Here is a 25923-nt window from a genome sequence, read left to right on the forward strand (position 1 = left end):
CAGGCCGCGGTGCGCGGCGAGGCGGGCGAGGTCCTCGACTACCACGCCCTCAACGCGATGCTGAACCTGTACGGCCCCGACGGCAAGATCCAGTTCGACAAGGATCGCGAGGCCGCGCACCAGTACTTCCTGCAGCACGTCAACCAGAACACCGTCTTCTTCCACAACCTGGACGAGAAGCTCGACTACCTGGTCGACGAGAACTACTACGAGGCCGAGGTCCTCGAGCAGTACAGCCGCGAGTACATCAAGAGCCTGTTCCAGCGGGCCTACGCCAAGAAGTTCCGGTTCCCCACTTTCCTCGGCGCGTTCAAGTACTACACCTCGTACACGCTCAAGACCTTCGACGGTAAGCGCTACCTGGAGCGGTTCGAGGACCGCGTCGTCATGGTCGCCCTGACCCTGGCCGCCGGTGACGAGGTACTGGCCGACAAGCTGGTCGACGAGATCATCGACGGCCGGTTCCAGCCCGCCACCCCGACCTTCCTCAACTCCGGCAAGAAGCAGCGCGGCGAGCCCGTGTCCTGCTTCCTGCTGCGCATCGAGGACAACATGGAGTCGATCGGCCGCTCGATCAACTCCGCCCTGCAGCTGTCCAAGCGCGGCGGCGGTGTCGCCCTGCTGCTGAGCAACATCCGTGAGCACGGCGCGCCGATCAAGAAGATCGAGAACCAGAGCTCGGGTGTCATCCCGATCATGAAGCTGCTGGAGGACTCGTTCTCCTACGCCAACCAGCTGGGCGCGCGCCAGGGCGCCGGCGCGGTGTACCTGCACGCGCACCACCCCGACATCTACCGCTTCCTCGACACCAAGCGGGAGAACGCGGACGAGAAGATCCGCATCAAGACGCTCTCGCTGGGCGTGGTGATCCCCGACATCACCTTCGAGCTGGCGAAGAAGAACGAGGACATGTACCTGTTCTCGCCGTACGACGTCGAGCGCATCTACGGCAAGCCGTTCGCCGATGTCGACGTCACCGAGAAGTACTACGAGATGGTCGACGACAAGCGCATCCGCAAGTCGAAGATCAAGGCGCGCGAGTTCTTCCAGACCATCGCCGAGCTGCAGTTCGAGTCGGGCTACCCGTACATCATGTTCGAGGACACGGTGAACAGGGCCAACCCGATCAAGGGCAAGATCACCCACTCGAACCTGTGCTCGGAGATCCTGCAGGTCTCCACCCCCTCGGAGTTCAACGACGACCTGTCCTACTCGAAGGTCGGCAAGGACATCTCCTGCAACCTGGGGTCGCTCAACATCGCCAAGGCGATGGACTCGCCGGACTTCGGGCAGACGATCGAGACCTCGATCCGCGCGCTGACCGCCGTCTCGGACCAGACCCACATCTACTCGGTGCCCTCGATCGAGCAGGGCAACAACGAGTCCCACGCCATCGGCCTCGGTCAGATGAACCTGCACGGCTACCTGGCACGCGAGCGGGTCCACTACGGCTCCGAAGAGGGCGTCGACTTCACCAACATCTACTTCTACACCGTGGTCTACCACGCGATCCGGGCCTCGAACCTGATCGCGAAGGAGCGCGGCAGCGCGTTCGGCGGCTTCGCTGAGTCGAAGTACGCCAGCGGCGAGTACTTCGACAAGTACACCGACCAGGCGTGGGAACCCAAGACCGACAAGGTCGCTCAGCTCTTCGCCGACGCGGGCGTGCGCATCCCCACCCAGGACGACTGGCGTGAGCTGAAGGCCTCGGTGCAGGAGTTCGGCATCTACAACCAGAACCTGCAGGCGGTCCCGCCGACCGGGTCGATCTCCTACATCAACCACTCCACCAGCTCGATCCACCCGGTGGCGTCGAAGATCGAGATCCGCAAGGAAGGCAAGATCGGCCGCGTCTACTACCCGGCCCCCTACCTGACCAACGACAACCTCGAGTTCTACGACGACGCCTACGAAATCGGCTACGAGAAGATCATCGACACGTATGCCGCGGCCACCCAGCACGTCGACCAGGGCCTGTCACTGACACTGTTCTTCAAAGACACCGTCACCACCCGCGACCTGAACAAGGCTCAGATCTACGCCTGGCGCAAAGGCATCAAGACGCTCTACTACATCCGTCTGCGCCAGCTGGCCCTCGAGGGCACGTCCGTGGAGGGTTGCGTCAGCTGCATGTTGTAATCAATCGATAACAAACTCGGTACGGGGGTCCGATGGGTAAGCCGCGTTATGGTGTCATCTACGGAGTGCGTCTCCGTACTGAGTTTGATTATCGGTATATCGGGCTGACTACAAAGTCGGAGAATGTACGACTTCGCGAGCATTTTCGAGTCGCTCGCGCTGGTCGGAAGACTCCCTTTTACGACTGGCTGCGCAAGCAGAATCGCGACGATGTAATCGCCGACGTCCTCGATTGGGTCTACGGGCTGGATCGTTTGGGCCGCGCGGAGATCGAGTGGATCGCGTATCTGCGGAGAGAGGGTCAGCCGCTGCTCAACCTGGCCGCCGGGGGACTGGGGCCAACGGGTGTGATCTGGACTACGGAAATGCGGGAGGCGGCGCGGATCAGGGCGACTGGCCGTCCGGGCTTGCGACGGTTCGGCGAGGCGGCACCATTTTTCGGGCACACGCACTCGGCCGCGCAACGGGCGAAATGGTCGGCTGAACGTAAGGGTATGAACTCCGGCGAAGCCAATCCCAACTATGGGAAATTCGGTCCGGAACACCCTGGATTCGGCCGGGTGATGTCGGAGGAATCGCGTAGACGTCTTTCGGAGATGAGAACGGGCGCTGGAAATCCGAACTTCGGGCGGAAGGCCAGCGCCGAGACTCGGGCGAAGATGTCTGCTGTTCGGAAGGGTCGACCGATGCCGTCAAGTAAGCGCAACGCGCACACACGCCATCACACGAACAAGGGCGTGTTCAAACCATCTTGCACTTACTGCGTAGAGGACCTGGCGAAACCGAACGATCCCAAACCTGGGGCCGAGAGCTGAAACGCGTTCCTCAGCCGATGCTGCCGAAGATGTCGAAGCAGCACCAGCCGCCGCGGAACCACTGGCCGATCAGCTGCCACAGCGTCGGGTCGCTGCCGTCGGCGTGGCGTAGCCGCAGGCCGAACGAGCACTTGCCGATCGTCGTGCGGGTGTACCGCTGGACCACCGTGCGGTGCAGGAAAGAAGCGCCGAGCCAGGCGGCGATGCCGTACAGCACGGCGGTCGCGCCGGTCGCGACGTACCAGGCGGTGACACCGATGGCGGCGTGCAATGCCATGTCGATGAGGAACGCGGGGATCACCCCGGTCTCGTCGCCGGCGTAAGTGCGTCCCGTGAGCGGGAATTCGTTCTTCGGCCGCTGTGGCTCGAAGCTCTCGGGCCGGACGAAGGTCAAGCGACCGTCGGCGTCGCGCTCGTAGCCACCGGTCCGCTCGGCGCGCCGGGTCGCTGTCGTCGTGCTCATGGGGCCCAGCGTGGTCGATGTCGCTTAACAAGCACCGGGTGCCGACCTTGCCGTCCACGGAAGGCCCAGGTCGCCGCGCCGCGGCGAGGCGGCGCCGGTACCGGAATCCGCCGGATACGGTAGGAACCGGAGCTCTGTTGTGCCGAAGCGCAGTTCGTCGAACCGAGGTCGAGGAGGCCGCATGTCCGGAGCGGAGCACGGGAAGACGGTGGGGGACGGGCTCGACCTCGCGTTGGCACCACGCGAGCGGATCGAACGGCCGGAACGTGGTGGGCGCGGCCGGGATTCGCGCAAGATCGTGCCGCGGTCGGACCTCGGCGCATGGGATCCGGAGCGGCGTGGGCACGACGCGCTGGCGACTGTGCTGGCGCAGAACGCGCTGCGGGCACCGGATCTCGTGCCGATCCGGATGGCGCGCATGGCGGCCTCGCCGTGGACGTTCTATCGCGGGGCCGCCGCGATCATGGCCGCGGACCTGGCGTCGCGGCCGAATACCGGGATCGGGGTGCAGCTGTGCGGGGACGCGCACGTGCTGAACTTCGGCATGTGGGCGAGTCCCGAGCGCAATCTCGTGTTCGACCTGCGGGATTTCGACGAGACGCTGCCCGGTCCGTTCGAGTGGGACCTGCTGCGCCTGGTGGCCTCCCTCGTCGTGCTCGGCCGCGACAACGGGGTGCCCACCGCTCGGTCGGACGCGGCGGTGGCGGCGGCCTCGGTCGCCTACCGGGCCGCCATGGCCGAGTACGCGCGCACCCCGGAACTCGATATCTGGTACGAGCGGGTCGACGCCGAGGACTTTCTCGGCTACTTCGGCCCGCGCGCACAGGAGTTGGTGCGCAAGGAGATCCGGCGCGGAACGGTGAAACGCACCAGCCGGGGCGCGTTCGGCAAGTTCACCGAGATCCGGGACGGGCGACGGCGGATCACCGAACTCCCGCCGTTCCGGGTGGCCGTCGGCGCCGACCAGCGCAGGCTCGTCGGTGCGGTCGTGCACGACTACGCCGAGTCGGTGCCCGACCACATCTGGTCGCTGCTGACGCGGTTCCGGGTGATCGATGTCGCGCGGCAGGTGGTCGGGGTCGGCAGCGTCGGCATGCGGGTCTACCTGGCGCTGCTCGAGGAACGCCGCACCGGCGACCCGTTCTTCATCCAGGTCAAGCAGGCCGGCCGCTCGGTGTACGAGGACTTCCTGGCGCCGAGTCGCTACGACAACCACGGTTCGCGGGTCGCCCACGGCCAGCGGATGCTGCAGTCCACCACCGACAAATTCCTCGGCTGGACCCGCGTGGACGGCATGGACTTCTACGTCCGCCAGTTCCGGGACATGAAGGTCACCGCCGACGGCGCCCTCGTCGCACCGCAACTCGAACAGTTCGCCACCGCGTGCGCCCGGGTCCTGGCCCGCGCCCACGCCCGCTCCGGCGACGCCGCCCGCATCGCCGACTACCTGGGCCGCAGCGAACGCACCGACACCGCCCTGGTCGACTTCGCCCGCGCCTACGCCGACCAGAACGCGCGCGACCACGCCCAGCTGGTCGCGGCAATCGCCGACGGCACCGTCCCCGCCCACGAGGCCGGCTGGGCCTGATCGCCTGTGCCGGCGCTTGCATCGGTTCCGCGCGCGGATACCGGCCTCGCCGGAGATCGCCACGCATGCGCTGTAGAACATGCTGCGGAGATATCGGAATCCTGTGGTGACCGTAGAGGATGCACTCAAGATCCTGGCTTCCCGCTATCGCATGGATGACGCGGTTGATGTCCTTCGAATGATCGGATGACTCGCTGCCGGTGCGGTGCCTCGGAGAGTGGGTGCCGCCCGGCCCGCTACCGGGGAAGTGGCAGCGGGCCCGGGCGGCACGACTAGCCCGCCGAGCCTGTGAGAATGCGTGGCAGGCCCGCTGCCGAGCCGCTGCCGCTGCCGCTGTTGCCGTCGGGCAGTTCGGCGCCCGACGATCCGGGCCGGTGGATGTGGACGGTGACCGGTGCGGTGCCGTCGGCCACCACGGTGACCACGCGCGCCCCGGCCGCCGAGGTCACCTGGCCGCCGCTCACCCGCACCTCGTAGCTGTCGGGCAGGGCCAGGTCGGACACGTAGATCTCGGTCGGCGCCGACGCGGTTCCCGGACGGTAGCGATAGGCGAAATCGCCGGTGGCCGAATCGAAGACCATCGCCTCCGGGGTGCCCGCCGTGGCCTGGGGATAGGTGCGGACCAGTTCGCGGCCGAGGTCGCCGCGGAAGGGGTCGCCGTCGGTGCCGCGGTAATGCCAGTAGTGCCAGCCGACGAAGCGCTCGTCGGCGCGGGTGGTGGTGTTGCGCAGCACGGTCGGATCGCCGTCGCCGAATTCGGTGACCATGGTCGGGATGTCGGTGCGGGCGGTGAAGGAATCGATGTTCGACCAGGTCTTGTCCTGCTGCACCGAGCACACCGCGCGCAGTTCCTCGGGGAGTCCGAGGTAGATGGCGAGCTGGCTGGGGATGCAGTAGTCGTGCGGGGCGAACACGATGTTCGGGCTGGTGATCGGCGGATTCTTGCCGAGATGACTCGGCATCGTCTCGTTCCAGGTGACATTCGGCTCCCAGAACACCGGCACCGCGCCGTTGCGGGCCCGCACCGCGTCGGTCAGCCGTTGCAGGGCGCGCTGGTACTTGGCGTCGAAGTCCGGGCAGCCGTCCGGGAAGCAGGTGAGAAACGGTGTGCCGGGCCAGGGTTCGTTGAGCAGCTCGATGCCGAGCACGCTCGCGCGCCCGTTCAGCCGCTCGGCGAGCGCGCCGAGGGCGGTCCCGAGATGATCCAGGACGCCGTAGGTGTTGTTCCAGACCTCGTCCCAGCCGGCGTTCATGCTCGGCATCAGGTAGTACAGCGGGAATCCGGGATTGGGCTCGCCCTCGCCCGGCCTGGCCCGGATCGCCCACTCGGGAAAGCCGTTGCCGCCCCAGATCTCCGAGAGCCCGTCCTGGTGGTTGTCGAGCAGGGTGTAGATCCCGTGCGCGGCAAGTGTGTCCACCACCGTCTCGACCCGATCGAGGTAGGCCGTGTCGACCACGCCCTCGGTCGGCATCAAGCCGTCGAAGGACACCCCGAGCCGCACCGTGTTGAACCCGTGCCGGGCGAGCAACGCGGCCGCGTCGTCGCTCAGCGCGAACCCGTCACCCGCCTGCAGGTACGGCGCGTCCTTGTCCACGGTGTTCACCCCGTGCAGCAGCACGGTCCGCCCGAACCCGTCGACCAGCGCCGCCCCCTGCGCCCGCAACGGCGTCAACGCCGGCGCCGCCCCCACCGGCGCCACCCCGCCGCTCGCGACCATCCCCACCACCAGTGCGGACACCGCCGCCCATCGCCCCCACCGCGGCGACCGCCACCGTCGAATCCCTGCTCTCGCCATCAGTGTCCCTCGATCCACTGGTGGACATGCGTCCATTTGAACGCATGTCCAAGTACCTGGCGTGAGACCATAGCGGCCGACTACCGATGTGGTCAAGGACACAGCGGAGGCGGCCGCGACGGCCGGTGCGAGCGGGGTGTATCAGCGCAGGGCGGGGAGTACCTCGCGTTCGAAGAGTTCGATGCCGGAGGTGTCGTAGGCGGCTTCGGGGAAGTTGACGATGGCGTAGTCGAGGCCGAGATCCTTGACGGCGGTGAGGCGTTCGACGATCTGTTCGGGGGTGCCGACGGCGGCGCTCGTGTCGAACTGCTCGTGCACGCGGGCCTTGGCCTCGTCGGCGCCGAGGAACGGGGTGTAGCGGTCGATGACGGCGGACAGGCGTTCCTGGACTTCGGATTCGGTGCTGCCGACGATGGCGTTGAAGTTGGAGCTGCGGGTGATCGCGCCGAAATCGGTGCCGACCTCGGCGCAGTGCTGCCGCAGGATCTCCGACTTGCGGGTGAACTCGGCCGGATCGCCGCTGAAGTTGGTGTAGTCGGCGTACTTGGCGGCGATCCGCAGCGTCTTCTTCTCGCCGCCGCCCGCGATCCAGATCGGAATGCCGTTCTCCTGCAACGGCTTCGGGTGCACGATCGCGTCGTCGACCTGGTAGTACCTGCCGTCGAGGGTGGCCCGCCCGGTCCGCCAGGCCTGCCGGAAGATCTGCACGCCCTCGTCGAGGCGCCCGAGCCGCTCACCGGCCGACGGGAAGCCGTAACCGTAAGCGCGCCACTCGTGTTCGTACCAGCCGCCGCCGATGCCCATCTCCACCCGGCCGCCGGAGATCAGGTCGACGGTGGCGGCCACCTTGGCCAGGTAGGCGGGGTTGCGGTAGCTCATGGCAGTACACATCTGGCCGAGCCGCACGCGGGTGGTGCTGGCCGCGAACGCCGACATCAGCGTCCACGCCTCGTGGGTGGCCTCGTTGGTCGGCACCGGCACGGTGTGGAAGTGGTCGTAGACCCAGATCGATTCCCACTCGGTGCCGGTATCGAACCGCTGGGCGAGCTCACGCATCACCGCCCACTGGTCCGCCGGTTCGATACCGACCAGGTCGAGCCGCCAGCCCTGGGGGACGAAGATGCCGAACCGCACGTGATTCTCCTCAGTGTGTTGATCGAGCCGAAGGTCGCGGCGCCTAGCACCGCGGCTGCCCTGCCCACTTTTCCCACTGCCGCGCACCGAGGCAACTATTGAACGCTCGGCGCGCTGAATCCTGGACCGGCGGTTATTCGCTTGGCGTGACCGTCGCCGGCGGGCATGCTGGAACCCGTATGAACGATATGCGACAACCACGCCTCGGCGTGGACTTCGGCCGGGTCATCCAGGGGGCGGCACTCGCGCCGGGCGCCGCGGACACGGTCTTCCTGTCCGGCGGCTTCGCCGAGGCGATGAGCACCCCACCCACCCCGCACGCCTTCGCGGTGCTGGCCCGCCTGGTCACCCGCTTCGGCGGCCGGGCCTGGGTGATCTCCAAGTGCGGCCCGCGGATCGAGGAACGCACCAGACAGTGGCTCGATCACCACGACTTCGCCGCCCGCACCGGCATCCCGCGCGAGCACCTGCGGTTCTGCCGCACCCGCGCCGACAAGGCGCCGCACTGTGCGGAATTGGGCATCACCCACATGATCGACGACCGCGTCGACGTGCACCGCGCGCTGCGCGGGCTCGTGCCGCGGCTGTACCTGTTCGGCGCACAGTCCGACCCCGCGCCGGACTGGCTGCACCACACGCCCGACTGGCCCGCGGTCGAGCGGATGATCGGCGCCGATCTCGACGCGGCCGGTCAGGCGTTCGGGTCGCCGTAGGCGGCGGCGATGTCCTTGGAACTCGGCCAGCGGCTGTAGGTCGGCGACTGCGGCCAGCCATCGGGGCTGTCCTGCCATTCCTCCTGCCTGCCGTAGGGGAGCGCGTCGATCAGGCCGAAGGTGTAGGCGAGCTGTTCGGTGCCGCGGCCGTCGGTGTGCCAGCTGCGGTAGACGGTATCGCCGTCACGCAGGAAGGTGTTCACCGCGAAACCGGCGCCCGGACCCGCGCCCATGTCGGCGCCGAACGGGCTGTCGTGGGTGGAGTACCAGGTCATCGCGTTGCCGACGCGGCGCTTGTAGGCGAGGGCCTCCTCGATCGGGCCCTGGGTCACGATGACGAAGCGCGCGTCGTAGGCGGCGAGGAAATCCAGCCGGGCGTACTGCGCGGTGAGGCCGGTGCAGCCAGGGCACTGCCAGGTGTTCCCGTCGGTCCACATGTGGTGGTAGGTGATCAGCTGGGACTTGCCGTCGAAGACCTCGGCGAGCGAAACATCGCTCCCGTCTTCGGCTTTCAGCGTGTACGGGGGCAGTTCGACGGCGGGCAGCCTGCGCCGTTGCGCGGCGACGGCGTCGAGTTCACGCGTCGCGGCCTTCTCCCTGATCCGGAGCTCGTCGAGTTCGGCCTGCCAGGTGTCGCGATCGACGATGGTCGGCAAAGCGGTCATGAGGCAACTCCTCTGAATGTGTACGGCGTGCACATTTGATATGTTCACACCGTACACTTCGGACGGAGGGAGCTCAAGGGTTGGCCTATCACCACGGCGATCTCGCCGCCGCGCTGGTCGCGGCCGGGCTGGAGCTCACCAGGGCCGGTGGTCCCGACGCGCTGACGATCCGCGAGGTCACCCGCCGGGTCGGGGTCACCCCGAACGCCGCCTACCGGCACTTTCCCGACCGGCAGGCGCTGCTGCGCGCGGTGTCGGCGGCGATCGAGGCCGCGATGGCGACCGGCATGGCCACCGACCGGAGCCCGGCCACCCCGCGCGACAGCCTGCGCGCGGTCGGCCTCGGCTATATCGCCTTCGCGCTGACCGAGCCGGGCTGGTTCGCTGTCGCCTTCTTCGGTGCGGGCGACACCTCGCCGGAATCGGTGCGCGACTCGCCCGCCTACCTCGCCCTCGCCGACGCGCTCGACATGATGGTCCACATCGGCGATCTGGCGCCCGCGGCGCGCCCGGCCGCGACCTGGAGTTGCTGGTCCACCGTGCACGGCTTCGCCGAGCTCGCGCTGCGCGGGCCGCTGCGTCATCTCGACCGCGCCGAGCTGTGGGGCCTCGCCGAGCGGGCGGTCGACACCATCGTGGCCGGACTGCCCCGGGAAGTGTGATCGAGGTCACTGTGACCAGTGGTACGTCAGTGTAAAGATGAAACGTCTGGGCTCCGCATGTACCCTGCTGGTGGAAGGGTGTGCCCGGGTGGGTACTCCAAGCGATCTGCAGCGGCGATGGCCTGCAGCGACGACGAGGAGGTGGTGTTGCGATGCGCAGCGAACCCCCCAGTCGAAGGCCGCGCGGCGTCGCCCCTTCGCTCTCTCGCTGATTCTCGGCCGATCTGGTTCGGCTGCGCGTGACAGCCGTGGTGGTGGACGCCCGCGGTGGGCAACACCGTCTCCCGATCCACTTTCGTAGCATCCCCGCGGCCGCGCCGCGAGCATGCGCGCTGTCGCGCCAGAGGACTCTCCCATGTCGCAGATCGACCTCGTCGAAGCACGTCACGTACCCGCCGATTCCGCTGTGCCGGAAGCGGATTCGCCGCAGCAGCACCGTCGGTCCGGCACCGACGACCACTCGGTGACCGAGGCGCTGGAGATCCTGTCGGAATCGGTGCGCCACCTCGTCGAGACCCACCGGGTCGACGGCGCCATGGAGTGGCTCGACAACCGCCCGCCGCACGTCATCGCCGACGCGCTGGCCCGGATGGACGCCGTGCAGGCCGGTGTCGTGTTCCGGCTGCTCGACAAGGACCGCGCGATCACCGTCTTCGAGGAACTGGAGCCGGTCGACCAGCAGCAGATCCTGCAGGGCCTGCGCGAGAAGAGCTTTCGCGATCTGGTCGAGGCGATGGACCCCGACGACCGCGCCCGCATGCTGCACGAGGCGCCGGCCAAGGTGGCCAAGAAGGTGCTGGCCGGGCTGAGCCCGCGCGAGCGCCGGATGACCGCCGCGCTGCTCGGCTACCCGGAGGGCTCGGTCGGCCAGTACATGACGCCGGAAGTCGTTGCGCTGCCGGACAATCTGACCGTCGCGCAGGCGCTGTCCTGGGTGCGGGCCAAGGGCGGCAACGCCGAGACGGTGTACACGCTGCCGGTCGTCGACTGTGGGCGCCGGCTCACCGGGATCGTCGAGCTGCGCGAGCTGGTGCTGCACGCGCCGGACGCGATGGTGTCCGAACTCGTCGTCACCGAACCGGCGTTCGCGCGGGCCACCGACTCCGCCGAGAAGGCCGCGCGCCTGATGAGCTCCACCAACGACATCAACCTGGTCGTCGTCGACAGCGAGGACCGGGTGGTCGGGCTGCTCACCATCGACGACGCGATGGAGGTGCTCGAGGCCGCCGACAGCGAGGACGTTGCCAAGCAGGCCGGTTCGGCGCCGTGGGAGGGCCACTACATGGCCGCCAAGGTGTTCCAGCTGGCGCGCTACCGGGCGCTGTGGCTGATGCTGCTGCTGTTCGCGGCCACCCTGACCGTCAGTGTCACCGACATCTTCTCCACCACGCTCGAGCAGGCGGCCAGCCTGGCGCTGTTCATCCCGCTGCTGATCGGTGCGGGCGGCAACGCGGGCGCGCAGGCGGCGACGGCGTGCGTGCGCGCCCTGGCCGTCGGCGAGGTGCGGGCCTCGGACCTGTTCAAGGTGATCTGGCGGGAATGCCGGGTCGGCCTGGTGCTCGGCAGCATGCTCGCCGCCGCGGGCCTGCTGATCGGCACGCTCTTCGTCGGCCCCAAGATCGCCGTCGTCGTCGCCATCACCCTGGTCATCATCTGCGGCTGGGCCGCCACCATCGGCGGCACGATGCCGTTGCTGGCCAAGAAGTTCCGGATCGATCCCGCCGTCGTCTCGGCCCCGATGGTCACCACCCTGGTCGACGCCACCGGCCTGATCATCTACTTCACCACCGCCAAACTCGTCCTCGGCATCTGAGGCGGACCGGTCAGCTCTGGGGGAACAGGGTGAGGGCGCGGGACATGACGTCCCTGGCGACGTCGTCGGTGGCGGCGACGACTTCGACGATGGGGATGCGGCGGCCGAAGGCGGTGGATTCGGCCGGGAGCTCGGGGCCGACGGCGGCGGTGTAGATCGGAATCCGGTTGTCGTAGACCGAGACCGAGCGGTGCACGACGCGGCCGTCGATGTGTTCCTCGGTGCTGTTGGCGGCCAGGTAGGCGGGGACGCGGTACTCGTAGCCGACGGTGATCTTCTCGCCGCGGTAGCCGAACAGGCACTGGGTCAGGCGCTGTTCGTCGTCGGGGACCGTGTCGGCGAGTTTCGTGCGGACCGCGCACGGGTCGGCGCCGAGCAGCACGGTCGGGACCGTGTCGGGGGAGGTGCCCTGGGGTGGTGACTGCCGCCAGCGGTCGATCATGCCGGGGACCAGTTCGTCGGCGACCGTGCACGGATTCCGGCCCGGCGGCGTGGACAGGCCGAGATAGAACGCGGCGCCGGCCGGGAAGTGCGCGGTCGCGCCGCACGAGCGGGGCTCGCCCGCGTCGCGGTCGGGGACCAGGCGCACGGTGACGTCGCCGAGCTGCTTGGTGACACCCCGGCCGCCCGGCGTCAGGCCGGAGAGCAGGGTGGCATGCCAGGTGAGGGTGGTGCCCGCACCGGAGGTGGCGCTGCCCAGGATCGCCCGGCACGAGTCCAGGCCGACGGTGACGCCGGTGACCTCGCCGAGCGGTGCCAGCGCCTCGCGGGGCAGCACGGCGCAGACGTCGACCTGGCGGGTCGCCTGGGCCACCGCGTCGCGCCCGGCCTGATCCTGCGGCACCTGCGACCAGAACTGCGGTGGCGGGGCGGGCATCACGGGGGCCGGTGGCGGCGGCAAGGTGTGGTAGTCGGGTGCCGAACCCTCGTCGTCGCCGCATCCGGCACAGACGAGCAACGCGGCAGCGGCCAGCGCCATCCTGCGGTCCATCAGCACCCCTGTCCTCGACGGAGCCGGGCTCGGACACGCGCCCGACCATCGAGTCTGCCCGCCGGGGCAACCAGGTCGCAAACATCTCGCGCCGGTCGTTCCCAGAACGTTGTGACCGCGCCCGTCTCAGCGCAGCAGCGGCAGGGTCTCGCGCATGATCTGCTCGGCGGCGCCCGAATCGGCGGTGACCGAGACCGTGGGAACGCGCGGGCCGAGCAGGGCGTCGGTGGGCCCGGGCGCCATGGCGGGGCCGACGATCGCGGTCAGCGAGGCGATACCGGACTGCGCCGCGGGCGCGTCGAACCGGTAGACCTGCCGCGCGCCCACCGCGAAGGCCGGGGTGTCGTCGGTGATCGAGCGTTCCTCGTTGTAGTCGAAGGTGATGATCGCCTGGTGCCCGTCGATGGTCAGCCTGCACGTGGTGACGGCCTGATCGGAGACCGGCACCCGGACCCCGAGCAGCGGCGCGACCGCGCACGGATCGGCCCCGGTGACCACCGTCCGATCCGAGTCGGGGGAGCTGCCCTGCGCCGGGTCCGTGCGCCACGTGGTCAGCGCGATCCGTATCAGCGTCTCCGCGGTGGTGCACGCGTCCTTCGGCGCGCGCACGCTCATCGACAGATCGGCGCCCGCGACGAAGCGCGCCCACACCTGGCAGCTGCCGCGCACCTGGGGGTCGGCCGAACCGGACGGCTCGTCGTCGAAGAGGACCCGCACATCGCCCATGGCCTGCTCGGTCACCGGGGCATCCATGGTGGGCTCGCCGGAGAACATCACCCCGGTGGTCCAGGTCGCGTCGATGCCGGTGAGGTGCCCGGCGACCGCGATCCCCATCCGGCACTGGTTCGGGTGCACGTTCTCCACATCCCGCACCGTCCCCAGTGAGGCCACCGCCGCGCGCGGGATCAGCGCGCACGCGTCGATCGCCCGCACCTTCCGCAGCACCGCCGCCTTCTCCTGATCGGAAACCGCCGCGGTGGACCAGAATCCGCCGGTCGGCATGGTGTCCGGCGCCTGCGTTCGCTGGCACGCGAGCAGGGTCAGGGCCACGGCGATGAGCGGGACCAGTCGGCGCACGTCAGTCCTCCCGGAACGGTTCGGCGGTGTGGCTCAGGATGTCTCGTCGTCGGGCGCGCGGATCTGCCACGGCCGGAACGGTTTTCGGGACGACGGTGCCGAGTGGCCGACGAAGCATGGTGGATCCCCCTGTCGTGATCGCGCGCCCGTGCCGAGGACCCACCAGCCGCAGTTTGCCGGGTGCCCGCGGAGAATGCAAAGCACGGCGAGTGGCCGGATTCACAGGGCGGGTCGTGGCCGCATGCCGGTGGCGGATCACAGGTGATGCGATGGTGGCGCGGCGGCGGTCGTGCCGCACAATAGGGGCCGCGTGTGTGGCGCGGGTGTCCGGTCGCAGTGGTCGGGTTCGGCGCGCCGCAACACAAGCTGTTGTGCTCACGGGAGTTGTCACCCACTACGAGTAGTGTTCAGGGTGAACGAGCTCGTGCACGGCGGCGGTGCGGGTCAACGGTGGAGGCAGAAAGGTGCGGAGGCGGAATGAAGCTCATCGATCGGGTAAGCGCCATCAACTGGAATCGGGTGCCCGATGAGAAGGACGCCGAGGTCTGGGATCGCCTGACCGGCAACTTCTGGCTGCCGGAGAAGGTGCCGGTGTCCAACGACATCCCCTCCTGGAACACCCTGACCCCCGACGAGAAGCAGCTCACCATGCGGGTCTTCACCGGCCTGACGCTGCTGGACACCATCCAGGGCACCGTCGGCGCGGTCTCGCTGATCCCCGACGCGCTCACCCCGCACGAGGAGGCGGTGTACACCAACATCGCGTTCATGGAGTCGGTGCACGCCAAGAGCTACAGCTCCATCTTCTCCACCCTGTGCTCGTCGAAGGAGATCGACGAGGCGTTCCGCTGGTCGGAGGAGAACCGCAACCTGCAGCGCAAGGCCGAGATCGTCCTGTCGTACTACAACGGCGAGGACCCGCTCAAGCGCAAGGTCGCCTCCACGCTGCTGGAGAGCTTCCTGTTCTACTCCGGCTTCTACCTGCCGATGCACTGGTCCTCGCGGGCCAAGCTCACCAACACCGCCGACATGATCCGCCTGATCATCCGCGACGAGGCCGTGCACGGCTACTACATCGGCTACAAGTACCAGAAGGGCCTGGAGCTGGTCTCCCAGGCCGAGCGCGACGAGCTCAAGAACTACACCTTCGAGCTGCTCTTCGAGCTCTACGACAACGAGGTCGACTACACCCAGGACCTCTACGACGAGGTCGGGCTGACCGAGGACGTCAAGAAGTTCCTGCGCTACAACGCCAACAAGGCGCTGATGAACCTCGGCTACGAGGGCCTGTTCCCGAAGGACGAGTGCGAGGTGAACCCGGCGATCCTGTCGGCGCTCTCGCCCAACGCCGACGAGAACCACGACTTCTTCTCCGGCTCGGGTTCCAGCTACGTCATCGGCAAGGCGGTCAACACCGAGGACGAGGACTGGGAGTTCTGACCGAACCCCCGCACTGATGACGGCGGCGGCGCACCTGCTCGGGTGCGCCGCCGTTTTCGTCAGTGCGCGCGCTTGCGCCAGCGCAGCGGCGGCATGCCGTAGCGGCGGTGGAAGGCGCGATTGAACGCGGCCTCGGAGTGATAGCCGACCGCGCCCGCGATCCGGCCGACCGGTTGCGTGGTCGAGCCGAGCAGATGCGCTGCGTGTTCGAGGCGCCGGTCGGTGACGTACGCGCCGGGCGACTGCCCGAGCAGCCGGGTGAACCGGTCGGTGAAGGCCGAGCGGGACAGCCGGGCCAGCGCCGCCAGCTCGGCGACCTGCCACGGGTGGTCCGGGCGGTTGTGGATCGCGGTGAGGACCGGGCCGAAGGCGGGGTCCAGCGCCGCGGTCAGCCAGCCGGGCGCGGTGGCGTCGGCGGCCGACCAGGCGCGCAGCGCGTGGATGAACAGCAGATCCAGGATGCGCGAGATCATCACGCCCGCACCGGGTCTGGCGTCGGTGATCTCGACGACGAGCAGTTGCAGACTCAGGGTCAGCCAGTCACGCTCGGCGCCTGCCCGGATCAGCACCACGGCGGGCAGCACCGACAGCAGCGGGTCGGCGATCACCTCCTCGACCTCGAAGGTGCCGGTGACCCAGCGAGGCGCCGCCGGATCGGCCAGATCGCCGACGCGGCGGAACGTGTCGGCGGTGGTGAGCCCGCGTTCGGCGAGCGCCGGGGTGCCCGCGCCGAGGATGTGCCGATCACCGCGGGCGAGTAGAGCCATATCGCCCTCGCGCAGGGTGAACGAGCGGTCGTCGACGCGCAGCTCGAGCTCGCCGTGTTCGGCGATATGCAGGAGCCGGAGACCGGCCGGAAGCGCGATGGCGAACGGTGCCGGCGGCGCGCAGCGGACGAGGCGATCACCGCGTAACCGAACCGTGTGCAGGATGTCCGAGAGGGCGTCCAGCTCGGTATCGGGCGCGAGGGGATCGGCGGCCTCTGGTCGATCGGCAAATTTTCCCGGTCCATCGGTCATGGTATTTGCCTCATCATCCAAATATCGTGGATCCTGCTCGTCGCGTCAATCGTCTCGCAACGCACCGGACGATCCGGCCGCCGAGAACCCGACCGAGAGAAAGGCATCTCATGGCTGCCAAGCCGACAGTTGTTCTGGTTCATGGTTTCTGGGGTGGCGCCGCGCACTGGGCGAAGGTGATCGTGGAACTGAACCGGCGCGGTTATCCGGCGCTGCACGCGGTGGAGAATCCGCTCACCTCGCTCGCCGACGACGCCGAGCGGACCAGGAAGATGGTGGCCCAGGTCGACGGACCGGTGCTGCTGGTCGGCCACTCCTACGGCGGTGCGGTGATCACCGAGGCCGGTGACCTGCCCAATGTCGCCGGTCTGGTCTACGTCGCGGCCTTCGCGCCCGACGCGGGGGAGAGCCCGGTCGCGATCAGCGAGCAGCACCCGCCCGCGGCGTTCGCGAACATCGCGCCGGATTCGGACGGCTATCTGTGGATCGCGCAGGACAAGTTCCACGAGAGCTTCTGCCAGGACCTGACCGCCGAGGAGGCGCTGGTCATGGCGGTGACGCAGAAGGCGCCGCTCGGGTCGACCTTCGGTGACACCGTCACCGCGCCCGCCTGGAAGGTCAAGCCCACCTGGTACCAGGTGTCCACCGAGGACCGGATGATCCACCCGGATAACGAGCGGCGGATGGCCGAGCGGATGAACCCGCGCGAGATCGTCGAACTCGCCGCGAGTCACGCGTCGCTGGCCTCGCAGCCGGGGGCGATCGTCGACCTGATCGACACCGCGGCTGTCGCCGTCGCGAGCTGAATCCGCTACGCCGCCCGCTGTTTTCACCGGCGGGCGGCGTCGCAGGTTCCCGTGCTCGGGATTCGTCCGTAGCGTCGCTGGTATGAGCAACGCGATCACCCCGTTCCGGATCGATATCGCCCAGAGCGAGCTGGACGACCTGCGTCGCAGGCTGACCGACGCGCGCTGGCCCGCCCAGCAGCCCGGCGCGGAGTGGAGCCGCGGCGTTCCGGTCGCGTACCTGCGGGAGCTGGCCGAATACTGGCGCCTCGGCTACGACTGGCGCGCGGCCGAGGCGGAACTGAACGCCTTCCCGCAGTTCACCACCGAGATCGACGGCCAGCGCATCCACTTCCTGCACGTGCGGTCGGCGCGGCCCGACTCGACGCCGCTGCTGCTCACGCACGGCTGGCCGGGATCGATCGTCGAATTCCTCGACGTGATCGGGCCGCTCACCGATCCGGGCGCGCACGGCGGCGATCCGGCCGACGCCTTCCACCTGGTGATCCCGTCGCTGCCCGGCTACGGCTTCTCCGGTCCGGTGTCCGACACCGGCTGGAACCCGGCCAGGATCGCCGCCGCCTGGGTGGAGCTGATGGACCGGCTCGGCTACGAGCGGTTCGGCGCCCAGGGCGGCGACTGGGGCGCGTTCATCACGCCCGAGGTCGGGCGGGCGGGCGGTGACCGGGTGATCGGCGTGCATGTCAATGCCGCGACCGTCGGCTTCCTGCCGTTCGGGCCGGTCACCGACGCGGACAAGGCGACGATGACCGCGGCCGAACTGGCCCGGCTCGACCGGCTCGCGCTGTTCAAAGGCGAGGGCAACGGCTACTTCCGGATCCAGGCGTCCCGCCCGCAGACCCTCGCCTACGGCCTGCACGACTCACCCATCGGTCAGCTCGCGTGGATCGTGGAGAAGTTCAAGGAGTGGACGTTTCCGGCCGACGGACTCCCGGAGGCGGCCGTGTCTCGGGATCGGCTGCTCACCAATGTGATGCTCTACTGGCTCACCGGCACCGCGGGTTCCTCGGCCGCCCTGTACTACGAGGCGACGCACACCGCGTCCTGGCCGACCACCCCGTCGGTCGCGCCGACGGGTGTCGCGGTGTTCGCCGAGGACGTCGCGATCCGCCGCTACGCCGAGGGCAACGCGCGGATCGTGCACTGGTCGGAGTTCGACCGGGGCGGGCATTTCGCGGCGATGGAGGCGCCGGATCTGCTGGTCGGCGATATCCGCGCGTTCTTCCGCGGCCTGCGCTGACTCAGCGGTCCCAGGGCGCCCGCAGGTCCGGGTCGTCGAAGGCCTTCGCCGCGTCCAGGTAGAGCTGGGAGGCCATGGATCAGTGCCGGCCATGCTAGCAATCGCGCTGCTACCTGCGGTTTGCCCATGGAAATCGGGCTTTTCCGATCCGCGTGGTTGCCGATCTAATCGGAGCATGACCGCGATCGGACAGCAGGCCATCCTCGGTGACATCCTCGATCGGGGTGGCGCGGGCGCGGGGATCGCCGTCGTCGACGGTGGTGGTGCGAGCTGGACCTACGCGGAGCTGTCCGGGGCGGCGCATCGGCTCGCCCGCGAGCTGATCGCGCATGCGGTGGGGCCGGAGTCGGTGGTGGTGCTGGCCCTGCCGCGCTCGGCGGAGCTGGTGCGCGCGGTGTGGGCGGTGGCCGCGACCGGCGCGGCCGTCCTGCCGATCGATCTGCGGCAGCCGCAGGCCCGGCGCCGCTATCTGCTGGCCGATGCCGCGGCCACGATCGGCATCACCACCCGGTCGATGCTCGCCGACCTGCCGACGTGGATCACCTGGCTGGTGCTCGACGATCCCGACCTCGCGCAGCGGTGCGCGCGGCACGATCCGGCCCCGCTCACCGAGGCCGACCGGGTCGCGCCGACGCATCTCGACCAGCTCGCCTATGTCCTCTACACCTCCGGATCGACCGGGGCGCCGAAGTCCGTCGCGGTGACGCACCGCGGGCTCGCGACGCTGGTCGCGGCGGTGTCGGCGCGGCTGGGCTCGCTCGAGCGGGCGCGCGTCCTCCAGGTCAGCTCACCGGGTTTCGACCTCTTCGTGCTCGAGCTGATGCTGACGTTCACCCACGGAGCGACGGCGATCATCGTGCCCCCGGAGATCACCGGTGGCGGCGAACTCGACGAGCTCGTCGCCGAGCGCGCGGTCACCCACGCGGTGCTGACGCCCGGGGTGCTGGCGACTCTCGACGCGGCCCTCCACGTGACGCTGCGCGGGCTGGTGGTCGGCGGGGACGTCTCGGACCCGGCACTGGTGGCGCGCTGGGCGCCGGGGCGCGTCTACGTCAACGCCTACGGTCCGACCGAGACGACCGTCTTCGTCACGGCGGCAACACTGTTCGCGGGCGAGCCGGTGCTGCTCGGTGCGGTGTTCGACGGCTGGTCGGCGCGGATTCTGGACGAGCGGTTGCGTCCGGTGTCACCGGGCGAGCCCGGCGAGCTGTACCTGGCCGGGCCCGGTGTCGCGCGTGGGTACCGGCGCAGGCCCGCGACGTCAGCGACGCGTTTCGTGGCCGACCCCTTCGGCTCGGCAGGCGCGCGGATGTACCGCACGGGCGACCTGGTCCGCGCGCACCGCGGCGACGCGGCGGCCCTGGAGTTCCTCGGCCGCACCGACTTCCAGCTCAAGGTGCTCGGCGTCCGGGTCGAACCGGGCGAGATCGACGCCGTCCTCACCGGGCACGACGCGGTGCGCTCGGCGATCACGACCGGGTGGGAGACCCCGGCGGGGGCGCGGGTGCCGGTGAGCTATGTGACCGCCGAACCGGGCCGGGCCGTCGATACCGGCGCGCTGCTGACCTTCGCGCGGAGCAGGCTCGCCGCGCACGCGGTCCCCGCGACCGTGATCGTCCTCGACGAGCTGCCGTTGACCCCGGTGGGCAAGGTCGACCGGGCCGCGCTGCCTGCGCCGGTGTTCGCCTCCCAGGGCGGCGCGGCGCCGACGGATTCGATCGAGCGGCTGATCGGCACGGTGATGGCCGGGCTGCTCGGGGTGGAATCGGTGGCCGCCCAGGACGACTTCTTCGCGCTGGGCGGGAACTCCCTGCTCGCCGCCCAGCTCGGGGCGCGCGTCGGCGCCGCGACCGGCAAACAGATCCCGGTGCGTACCGTGTTCGACGCGCCGACCGTGGCCCGGCTCGCCGTCGCGATCCGGCAGCTGGCGCAGGCGGTGCCGCGACCGCCGGTGACCCGGCGGGCCCGGCCTGCGTCGCTGCCGTTGGCGCCCGCCCAGCAGCGCCTGTGGGTGCTCAACCGGATCGACCACCGGTCGCCTGCGGACAACATCGCGCTGACGGTGCGGCTGCGCGGCCCGCTGTCGATCGACGCGCTGCGCGCCGCCCTCGACGATGTCGTCGCCCGGCACGAACCGCTGCGCACCCGCTATCCCGATCTCGACGGGGTCGGCGTCCAGCACGTCGTACCCGTCGAACACGCGCGCACCGCGCTCCGGCCGGTGCCGGTGCGGCCCGCGGAACTCGCGGACGCGGTGGCCGAATTCGGCACGGCCGGGTTCGATCTCACCGTCGATCCGCCGCTGCGCACCCGGCTCTTCGCGCTGGACGATCGTGAGCATGTCCTGGCCGTCGTCGTGCACCACATCAGTGCCGACGGCTGGTCGCTCGGTCCCCTGCTGCGGGATCTGCTCGGCGCCTACGCCGCTCGGCTGCGGTTTCGGGCGCCGGAGCTCGCGCCGCTGCCGGTCGACTACGCCGACTACGCACTGGCACACCAGGAATGGCTCGCCGACCCCGCCGGTGCGGCGACCTTCGACAGTCAGCTGCGGTACTGGCGGGCACGGCTGTCCGGCCTGGCTCCCCGGTTGCCCCTGCCGGTCGACCGCCCCCATCCGCCGGTGGCGTCCGGGCGCGGCGCCGTCCTGGATCGCACGCTCGACGCCGAGCTCACCGCCGCCCTGCGCCGGATCGCGGTGGCGCACGGCGCGACCCAGTTCATGGTGGTGCACGCCGTGCTCGCGGTCGCGCTGGCCCGCTCGGGCGCGGGCGCCGATATCGTCGTCGGCACGCCGGTGGCCGGGCGCGGCGGCCCCGAACTGGACGATCTCGTCGGCATGTTCGTCGCCATGGTGGCGTTGCGCACGACCGTCGATCTCGCGCAGTCCTTCGCGACCCTGCTCACCCGGGTCCGCGACATCGACCTCGGCGCGCTCGCCAACGCCGACATCGGGTTCGAGCGGGTCGTCGAGGCGCTCGATCCGCCGCGGACCCGGGCGCACCACCCGGTGTTCCAGGTGGTGCTCACCGCCGAGACGCGGGTCGAGCCGATCGCGGCCGATCTCGGCGGGCTCGTCGTCGAACCGGTCGAGCCCACCGCGACACCGGCGAAGTTCGATCTCCAGCTGACGATGTCGGATCCGGCGGCCGACACGCTGCGGCTGACCCTCACCTACGCGACCGACCTGTTCGACCGCGACACCATCGCCCGGTTCACCGAGACGATCGAGCGCATCGCCCGCGCGGTCGCCGCCGATCCGTCCCGCACGGTCGGCGACATCGCGCTGGTCGAACCGGCCGAGGCGTCTGCCGCACCCCGCGCCGACCATCGCACGCTGCGCGATCTGTTCGACGTCGCCGCGCATCGGCATCGGCACGCGGTGGCCGTGCGGGCGGGGGCCACCACCCTCACCTATCAGGATCTCGACGACCGCAGCGCGGACCTGGCACGGGAACTCGTCGCGCACGGTGCGGGGCCGGAGCGGCGGGTCGCAGTGGTCGTGCCGCGGTCGGCCGAGCTGGTGGTGGCGATCGTCGCCGTGGTGCGCAGTGGCGCGGCCTACGTTCCCATCGACCCCGGGAACCCTCGTGAGCGGATCGACTACCTCGTGGCCGATGCACGGCCGGTCTGTGTGATCACCGAGGGGCTTGTCGTCCAGGGCGTCGAGTCCAGCACTGCGCCAGGCACGGATACCCTCGCAGAGATCCTTGCCGCACAGGAACTTTCGGCTCGTTCGACGGTCGTGGCAGCGCCCGTCGGCGATCGGCAGCCGACCGATCCGCGGCGCGACGGGGTGGCAGGTCCGCTCCCCGCCCGCCCGGACGGCATGATCCACGCGGCGAACCTCGCCTACGTGATCTACACCTCCGGGACGACCGGTGCGCCGAAAGGCGTTGCGGTGGAACATCGCCAGGTCGTCGCCCTGCTCGACCGGACCCGGCGGGTGCTGTCCACTCGATCGACCGATGTCTGGGCGCTGTTCCATTCGACGGCCTTCGACTTCTCGGTGTGGGAGCTGTGGGGTGCGCTCACCACCGGCGCGGCGCTGGTCGTGGTCGATCAGGACACCGCGCGCTCGCCCGAGCACCTGCGGGAACTCCTGGTGCGCGAGCAGGTCTCGATCCTCGGACAGACGCCGTCGGCCTTCGCCGGTCTGGACGACGCCGACGCCCGCGCCACGAGTGCGCCACTGTCCCTGCGGCGCATCGTGTTCGGCGGCGAGGCGCTCGACCCGGGCAGGCTCGTCGCATGGCGCGATCGGCACGGCGCGGACGGACCGCTGCTGGTCAACATGTTCGGTATCACCGAGACCACGGTGCACGTCACCCACGCGAACCGCACCGACGGCGGTCACGACCGCGCGGGCAGCCCGGTCGGCCGACCGCTCGACGGACTCACCGTGCACGTCCTCGACGACCGGCTGCGGCCGGTGCCGACCGGTGTCATCGGCGAGATCTATGTCGGTGGTACCCAGGTGACCCGCGGCTACCTGCACCGCCCCGGTCTCACCGCCACCCGCTTCGTCGCGAATCCCGCTGTGGCGGGCGGTGTCCTGTACCGCTCCGGCGACCGCGCCCGCTGGACCCGTGAGGGCACGCTCGAGCATTTCGGTCGCGCGGATCGGCAGGTGAAGATCCGCGGGTACCGCATCGAGCCCGCCGAAATCGAAGTGGCGCTGCTGGAATGCCCCGGCATCGCCGCCGCCGTCGTCGTGGAGCGTGCCGATCCGGCGACCGGACGCCAGCTGATCGGCTACGTCGTGCCCGGTGGTGGTGAGCGGATCGACGGGGCCGAGGTCCGCGCGCGGCTGCGGGATCGGCTGCCGGAGTATCAGATTCCGGCGGCGGTCGTCGTCATCGCGAGACTGCCGCTGACGCCGAACGGCAAGCTCGACCTCGCGGCATTGCCGAGCCCGGCGTTCGGTTCCGCCGCCTACCGTGCCCCGGCGGGCACCGTCGAACCCCGCGTCGCCGCCGTCTTCGCCGAACTCCTCGGCCGCGACCGGGTCGGCGCGGACGACTCGTTCTTCGACCTCGGCGGCAACTCGATGGTCGCGACCCGCCTGGTGGCGCGCCTGCGGGCCGAACTGGCCACCGATGTCGCCCTGCTCTGGCTGTTCACCGACCCCACCCCGGCCGGGCTGGCCCGCCGCATCGCCGAGGACACGGCGGGCGCCGACGACTCCCTGCTGACGCCGATGCTCGCCCTGCGCCGTCAGGGCAGCGGCGCGCCGCTGTTCTGCGTCCACCCGGTGGTGGGGCTGGCCTGGAGCTTCGCCGGGCTGACCGGTGAACTCGACTGCCCGGTCTACGGGCTGCAAGCGCCGACGATCGCCGAGGACACCGCGCCGCCGGAGTCGCTCGACGCGCTGGCCGAGGACTATGTGACCCGGATCAGGGCGGTCCAGCCACACGGACCGTACCGGCTGCTGGGCTGGTGCGTCGGCGGCGTGATCGCCCACGCCATGGCGGTGCGGTTGCAGGAGCTGGGGGAGCGGGTGACGGTCCTGGCCATGCTCGACTCCTTCGTCGGCGATGTCGGCTACCGCAGCGAGACACCGGTGACGGTCGGGGACCTGCTCGGCCAGTTCGGCGCCGACCACGAACTCGCCACGCCGGTGGCCGAATTCACGCCCGCCGACGCCGTCGCGCTGGTCGCCGAGCTGCCGGGACCGTTCACGGAACTGACCGCCGACCGGGTGCACCGGATCTTCGCCGGCATCGTGCACGCCCAGGTCATCGGCGCGGCCCACCGGGCCCGAGTCTTCGACGGTGACCTGCTGTTCTTCACCGCGGGCCGCGACGATCGCGGCGCGGGGCGGGCCGCCGGCGCGTGGCGCGACCACATCGGCGGCGACATCCGCGATATCGCGGTCGACGCCACCCACTGGGACATCACCGGAGCGCGAGCCCTGACCACCATCGGACCCGCGCTGGCCGCGGCGCTCGACCGCGCGTGAACCCGGCGGCGGCGACCCCTCGCCGCCGCCACCGCGTCAGCGCAGCGCCGCCAAGCCGATCCGGTCGATCTTGCCGGTCGGTGTGCGCGGGAGTTCGTCGACGAACACCACGTCGCGGGGCGCTTTGAACCGGGCCAGGTGGGCCTTCACGTAGGTCCGGACGGTCTCGGCGTCGAGCTCGCCCGCGCGGACGACGAACGCGGCCAGCCGCTGCCCGAACTCCTCGTCCGGCACCCCGACCACCGCGGCCTCGGTGACCGCCGGGTGCCGGTAGAGCAGGTCCTCGATCTCGCCGGGGAAGACGTTCTCGCCGCCGGAGACGATCATGTCGTCGTCGCGGCCGTCGATGAAGAGCCTGCCCTCGGTGTCGAAGTGGCCGAGGTCGCCGGTGCTCATCAACCCGCCGCGCAGCTGTTTGGAGCCGCCGCCGGAGTACCCGTGGAAGGCGATCGAGTTGCCGACGTGCACGGTGCCGACCGCCCCCGGCGCGGTGACCAGGGTGTCGCCGTCGTAGAGCGCCACCGTGATCCCGACCGGCGCCCGGCCGACCGTGCCCGGCGCGGCCAGCCAATCCCGCGGCGTGGCGATGGTGGCGGTGCCGGTCTCGGTGCAGCCGTAGAAGTTGTAGATCACCGGGCCGAAGACCTCGATCGCCCTGGTCCCCAGGGCCGACGGGAGCGCGGCACCGGCGGTGAACACGATCCGCAGTGCACCGGTATCGGTGGCGGACAACGCCTCCGGGCCCAGATCGAGGATGCGGCGCAGCATGGTCGGGACGAGCACGACCATGTCGGCGCGATGCTCGGCGAGCTGGTCCAGGGCGCGGCGGGCGTCGAACCTGCCGTGCAGCACGATCGTCGACCCCAGATTCAGCGACAGGATGAACTGTGACAGCGCGGTGCCGTGGAACAGCGGCGCGCACAGCAGCACGGTCTGCCCGCGCCGCAGCGGTACCCGATCGACGAATTGCGCACCGGCCAACGGCGATTCGACCCGGCGTGGAGCGCCCTTGGGTGTCCCGGTGGTGCCGCCGGTGAGCAGGACGAAGCCGCCCTGCTCGGCCGGGACGGGCGCACGGGCCCCGGTGTCGGGACCTTCGGTGTCGAGCCTGGTGACGCCGTCGGCGACGGTCTCGGCGAGCGCGGCCAGGCTCGGGTCGAGGACCAGCGCCGCGACCTGCTCCCTGGCCAGCACGTCGCGCAACTGTGCCGCGCCGAACCCGGTGTTGAGCAGCACCAGCCGGGCGCCGAGCTTGCCCGCGGCGGCCATGGTTTCGACCAGGCGCCGGCCGTCGGGGCAGAGCACGCCGATGGTGTCGCCGGCGGTGATCCCCGCCGCGTGCCAGCGGCCCGCGATCGCGTCGGTCCGCCGGTCGAGTTCGCCGTAGCTGATCCGGTGTGCGCCGTCGACGAGCGCGATCCGGTCCGGCGCGCGGCGGGCCGAGGTCAGGATGCCGCCGGCGATCGGGCCGTAGGTGCGCATCGCGCGGGCCGTGCGGACGAGCCGGTCGGGGCGCCGCAGGTCGATCAGTCCGGCGCGCTGCATCGCGCGCAGCTGCCGCGCCGTGGTGGCGGCGGTGTGCGTCCAGGTCATCGCGAAACTC

At 70.0% G+C, this 25923-nt stretch carries 18 protein-coding genes; 10 read left to right on the forward strand and 8 right to left on the reverse strand.

The features are described 5' to 3' along the window. Positions 1-9: 9 nt before the first annotated feature. On the forward strand, positions 10-2139 hold the full coding sequence (gene nrdE, locus ACFYWJ_RS13410) for a class 1b ribonucleoside-diphosphate reductase subunit alpha (protein ID WP_355282371.1): 2130 nt from the start codon (positions 10-12) through the stop codon (positions 2137-2139). A gap of 32 nt (positions 2140-2171) precedes the next feature. Beyond that, positions 2172-2954, forward strand: coding sequence for an NUMOD3 domain-containing DNA-binding protein (locus ACFYWJ_RS13415; RefSeq protein ID WP_355282270.1), 783 nt, complete (start codon positions 2172-2174; stop codon positions 2952-2954). A 10-nt stretch (positions 2955-2964) separates the two neighbouring features. Here ACFYWJ_RS13415 and ACFYWJ_RS13420 read toward each other — a convergent pair whose 3' ends face one another. Further along, positions 2965-3417 (reverse strand): RDD family protein, encoded by a 453-nt coding sequence (locus tag ACFYWJ_RS13420; RefSeq protein WP_355282267.1) that lies wholly within the window; start codon positions 3415-3417, stop codon positions 2965-2967. 181 nt (positions 3418-3598) lie between these two features. Here ACFYWJ_RS13420 and ACFYWJ_RS13425 point away from each other — a divergent pair, with 181 nt between their 5' ends. Further along, entirely contained in the window at positions 3599-5005 is a 1407-nt protein-coding gene (locus tag ACFYWJ_RS13425) for a DUF2252 domain-containing protein (protein ID WP_355282264.1), read from the forward strand. A 272-nt stretch (positions 5006-5277) separates the two neighbouring features. Here the strand turns inward: ACFYWJ_RS13425 and ACFYWJ_RS13430 are convergent, their stop codons facing one another. Together ACFYWJ_RS13430 and ACFYWJ_RS13435 are read right to left on the reverse strand one after the other, a co-directional pair. Continuing rightward, entirely contained in the window at positions 5278-6723 is a 1446-nt protein-coding gene (locus ACFYWJ_RS13430; RefSeq protein ID WP_387163339.1) for a cellulase family glycosylhydrolase, read from the reverse strand. A 219-nt stretch (positions 6724-6942) separates the two neighbouring features. Then, positions 6943-7935: an LLM class F420-dependent oxidoreductase gene (locus ACFYWJ_RS13435; protein WP_355282259.1), complete on the reverse strand. Its 993-nt coding sequence runs from the start codon at positions 7933-7935 to the stop codon at positions 6943-6945. A gap of 179 nt (positions 7936-8114) precedes the next feature. Between ACFYWJ_RS13435 and ACFYWJ_RS13440 the strand changes: the two genes are divergently transcribed. Beyond that, positions 8115-8648, forward strand: coding sequence for a hypothetical protein (locus tag ACFYWJ_RS13440; protein WP_355282256.1), 534 nt, complete (start codon positions 8115-8117; stop codon positions 8646-8648). Here ACFYWJ_RS13440 and ACFYWJ_RS13445 read toward each other — a convergent pair. Further along, positions 8627-9313 (reverse strand): DUF899 family protein, encoded by a 687-nt coding sequence (locus ACFYWJ_RS13445; RefSeq protein WP_355282253.1) that lies wholly within the window; start codon positions 9311-9313, stop codon positions 8627-8629. The two genes, ACFYWJ_RS13440 and ACFYWJ_RS13445, sit on opposite strands and share 22 nt — an antisense overlap. Before the next feature lie 80 nt (positions 9314-9393). Here ACFYWJ_RS13445 and ACFYWJ_RS13450 point away from each other — a divergent pair, with 80 nt between their 5' ends. Both ACFYWJ_RS13450 and mgtE read left to right on the forward strand, forming a co-directional pair. Next, a complete protein-coding gene (locus ACFYWJ_RS13450) occupies positions 9394-9975 on the forward strand; it encodes a TetR/AcrR family transcriptional regulator (protein WP_355282251.1) in 582 nt (193 codons plus the stop codon). A gap of 355 nt (positions 9976-10330) precedes the next feature. After that, entirely contained in the window at positions 10331-11788 is a 1458-nt protein-coding gene (gene mgtE, locus ACFYWJ_RS13455) for a magnesium transporter (RefSeq protein ID WP_355282248.1), read from the forward strand. A 10-nt stretch (positions 11789-11798) separates the two neighbouring features. Here mgtE and ACFYWJ_RS13460 read toward each other — a convergent pair whose 3' ends face one another. Continuing rightward, positions 11799-12779 carry a peptidase gene (locus ACFYWJ_RS13460; protein WP_355282245.1) on the reverse strand — a complete coding sequence of 327 codons (981 nt, stop codon included), beginning with the start codon at positions 12777-12779 and terminating at the stop codon, positions 11799-11801. 126 nt (positions 12780-12905) lie between these two features. Then, a complete protein-coding gene (locus ACFYWJ_RS13465) occupies positions 12906-13856 on the reverse strand; it encodes a hypothetical protein (RefSeq protein WP_355282243.1) in 951 nt (316 codons plus the stop codon). A gap of 477 nt (positions 13857-14333) precedes the next feature. Here ACFYWJ_RS13465 and nrdF point away from each other — a divergent pair, with 477 nt between their 5' ends. Continuing rightward, positions 14334-15296, forward strand: coding sequence for a class 1b ribonucleoside-diphosphate reductase subunit beta (gene nrdF, locus ACFYWJ_RS13470; protein ID WP_019048442.1), 963 nt, complete (start codon positions 14334-14336; stop codon positions 15294-15296). A gap of 59 nt (positions 15297-15355) precedes the next feature. On the opposite strand, the gene ACFYWJ_RS13475 is transcribed toward nrdF, so the two are convergent. After that, positions 15356-16315: an AraC family transcriptional regulator gene (locus tag ACFYWJ_RS13475; RefSeq protein ID WP_355282240.1), complete on the reverse strand. Its 960-nt coding sequence runs from the start codon at positions 16313-16315 to the stop codon at positions 15356-15358. A gap of 110 nt (positions 16316-16425) precedes the next feature. Here ACFYWJ_RS13475 and ACFYWJ_RS13480 point away from each other — a divergent pair, with 110 nt between their 5' ends. The 3 genes from ACFYWJ_RS13480 (at position 16426) to ACFYWJ_RS13490 (ending at position 24320) form a co-directional block, all read left to right on the forward strand. Further along, positions 16426-17121 (forward strand): alpha/beta hydrolase, encoded by a 696-nt coding sequence (locus ACFYWJ_RS13480; RefSeq protein WP_355282237.1) that lies wholly within the window; start codon positions 16426-16428, stop codon positions 17119-17121. Between the two features lie 82 nt (positions 17122-17203). Beyond that, the gene (locus tag ACFYWJ_RS13485; protein WP_355282234.1) at positions 17204-18361 is read left to right on the forward strand and encodes an epoxide hydrolase family protein; all 1158 of its coding nucleotides are present in this window, start codon (positions 17204-17206) and stop codon (positions 18359-18361) included. 175 nt (positions 18362-18536) lie between these two features. After that, complete coding sequence (locus ACFYWJ_RS13490; RefSeq protein ID WP_355282232.1) at positions 18537-24320, forward strand: amino acid adenylation domain-containing protein; 5784 nt, start codon at positions 18537-18539, stop codon at positions 24318-24320. Positions 24321-24356: 36 nt separating this feature from the next. On the opposite strand, the gene ACFYWJ_RS13495 is transcribed toward ACFYWJ_RS13490, so the two are convergent. Beyond that, positions 24357-25913, reverse strand: coding sequence for an AMP-binding protein (locus ACFYWJ_RS13495; protein WP_355282230.1), 1557 nt, complete (start codon positions 25911-25913; stop codon positions 24357-24359). Positions 25914-25923: the final 10 nt, after the last annotated feature.

The sequence above is a fragment of the Nocardia sp. NPDC003269 genome (genome assembly GCF_042888005.1).
Taxonomy (GTDB): domain Bacteria; phylum Actinomycetota; class Actinomycetes; order Mycobacteriales; family Mycobacteriaceae; genus Nocardia.